Source organism: Streptomyces sp. AC627_RSS907 (assembly GCF_019049165.1).
This window is the reverse complement of sequence record NZ_JAGMUE010001152.1, coordinates 1-545: the sequence shown is the minus strand read 5'-3', so window position 1 is coordinate 545 and position 545 is coordinate 1. Positions and strand designations below refer to the sequence as shown.

Sequence of the window (545 nt, the reverse complement as noted above, 5' to 3'; positions counted from 1 at the left end):
GGCTACGCGGTCACGGCGGGCGTCAAGCGCTCGGAGATCACCGTGCTGCCCGACCAGCTCGCGGGGCTGCTCGCGGTGGAACAGGGCCGCGTGGACGTGTTCGCCGGGACCACCGTGACCGTGCACAACGTGGTCAAGCAGCGCGGTAGCCGCAAGGCCGAGGCGACCGAGCCGTTCCAGGCGCTGGACGCCGACGGCAAGCCGGCGATCGGCGCGGGCGGGTTCGCCTTCCGCCCGGAGGAGACCAGGCTCCGGGACGCCTTCAACGTGGAGCTGCACAAGATGAAGAAGAGCGGCGAACTCCTGCGCGTCATGCGGCCGTTCGGCTTCACCGAGACGGAGATGACCGATCTCACGGCCAAGGAGTTGTGTTCATGACCGCGGGACTGTGGGAGCACTGGCTCCTGCCCGGCATCTGGATCACCATCCAGCTCACGCTCTACAGCGCGGTCTTCGCCACCCTGGTGGCCTTCGGCGTCGGCATCGCGCGCACCTCGCGGCTGTGGATCGTCCGCTTCCTGACCGGCTTCTACGTGGAGGTCTTC

Annotated in this window: 2 pseudogenes; both read left to right on the top strand. The window is 68.4% G+C overall.

Annotation, left to right across the window (positions count from 1 at the left end):
- Window positions 1–378 (top strand): annotated as a pseudogene (locus KUM32_RS40785) (transporter substrate-binding domain-containing protein); the annotation flags it as partial.
- Window positions 375–545 (top strand): annotated as a pseudogene (locus KUM32_RS44540) (ectoine/hydroxyectoine ABC transporter permease subunit EhuC); the annotation flags it as partial. The pseudogenes KUM32_RS40785 and KUM32_RS44540, both read left to right, overlap by 4 nt.